Raw genomic sequence first — 1753 nt, forward strand, 5'->3', positions numbered from 1 at the left:
CGATAACTAATGACCCTGGTAAGACCAATGATGCGCCCTCTAAGCCGACAACTTCCCCTGTTAGTCCTGATTCTAAGCCTGATCAGTCCGGCCAGGAGATATCATTAAAAACATATTTTCCTGCTGAAAACCAGATCAAATACTTCAAGGGAACAGGAAATGAATTTGCGGAAGAGAAAGAAACTGTATTCGAGATGCAGGGAAATTACCTGCCGACCATTGTCAGCAATGGCGGAACGAGCATGTTGAAGATTTATAAGCTAACGGAGAAAGGGATATATCTTGTTTACCAGCAGCCTGAGTACTATGAAAAAAACGTGCCGGCAGTCACATCTCTTGAAAAAGATTTTAAAGAGGTTCCTATTCTGACAAACCCAATATCAGAGGGAACTGTCATAAATGGATGGAAGATTGTTTCCTCAAATAAGAATCTCCTCCTCCCGATCGGCTCCATTAAAAAGGCGATCGTTTTAGAGCAGGAAAATCAAGACGGCAGTATTTCAAGACAATATTGGGCTCCTAAGTACGGCCTGGTCAAAAAGGAATTCTATATGAAGGATAGCAGTGGATCTGAAATGCTGATTACTTCTGAATTAATGGATACTGACAGCAGAAAGTAGAATACCAATCTCAGAAAATGCGAGTAAATATTTATTTCATTTGCTATTCGTTCCATTTCCTGTTATTCTAAAGAAGAATTATTTTTGTTCGGTGTAAAGGATAGTAATTTTCGTCTTAATGATCACTTTGGGCAAGGATAGTAACATATTGTGCACATAGCACTAGGAGGCAACAAAAATGGAACAAGGTACAGTAAAATGGTTTAATGCAGAAAAAGGTTTTGGATTTATCGAGCGTGAAGCTGGCGAAGACGTATTCGTACACTTCTCTGCTATCCAGTCCGAAGGTTTCAAATCATTAGACGAAGGTCAAAAAGTAACTTTCAGCGTTGAGCAAGGCGCTCGTGGACCACAAGCTGCTAACGTTCAAAAAGCTTAATAGATCTTACTATTAAACAGATCCTTTTTAAGGGTCTGTTTTTTTGCGTTAATAATCACAAAAAACCTGCTCATTTAAAGAGCAGGTTTTATACAAATATATACCTAACGCAGCATCCGAGTAGTTGACCTCATTTCACCCCCTATTAAGTTACCTCTTTTAAAAGGGTGCCAGAGTTTTAATTCTGGCACCTACAGGATCAATTTAAAAATGATAGGTTACCCCGGTCAAGTCCTCTGACACTTCCCATAACTTTTTCATAGTGGTTTCGTTATACACCCCTGGTGCAGGTATTTCGATAGCTGGATATCCTTTTCGATTCCCTCTTCCATCCGGACCTACATACTCTCCGCCTTGGAGACTTTCTTCTGTCGCGGCATACAGTGTTGGCAGCACCCCCATATGGGCAGGCTGGAAAAAGATATTCATAATTCGCTTCATATATCCGGGTGTTTCCGATTTTCCCATTTTAAAGAGATTTGTATTTGATATACCAGGATGACAAGCGATACTAATCGTCTTGATCCCATGCATCTTGAATCGATTGTCGAGCTCCTTTGCGAACAGCAAATTTGCCAGCTTGCTCTGGCCATAAAACTTCATTGCCTTATACCCCTTAGAACCATCCAGATTATTAAAATCAATCGATGCTCCCCTGTGGGCAATGCTGCTCAAAGTGACTACACGCGAGCCAGTTGAAGCTTTAAGGAATGGCAATAATAATCCTGTTAAAGCAAAGTGACCAAGATGATTG

2 protein-coding genes and 1 pseudogene are annotated in these 1753 nt (G+C 40.6%); 2 read left to right on the forward strand and 1 reads right to left on the reverse strand.

What is annotated here, in order from left to right; genetic code table 11:
• Together WB217_RS03495 and WB217_RS03500 are read left to right on the forward strand one after the other, a co-directional pair.
• The coding region (locus tag WB217_RS03495; protein WP_423990681.1) for a hypothetical protein at positions 1–620 on the forward strand (620 nt) is incomplete at its 5' end.
• Between the two features lie 178 nt (positions 621–798).
• Positions 799–999, forward strand: a complete 201-nt coding sequence (locus tag WB217_RS03500) for a cold-shock protein (RefSeq protein ID WP_207497661.1) — start codon at positions 799–801, stop codon at positions 997–999.
• A gap of 204 nt (positions 1000–1203) precedes the next feature.
• Here the strand turns inward: WB217_RS03500 and WB217_RS03505 are convergent.
• Positions 1204–1753: pseudogene (locus WB217_RS03505) on the reverse strand (short-chain dehydrogenase); the annotation flags it as partial.

It is taken from the genome of Mesobacillus sp. (assembly GCF_049588175.1).
In the GTDB taxonomy this organism is placed as follows: domain Bacteria; phylum Bacillota; class Bacilli; order Bacillales; family Cytobacillaceae; genus Mesobacillus.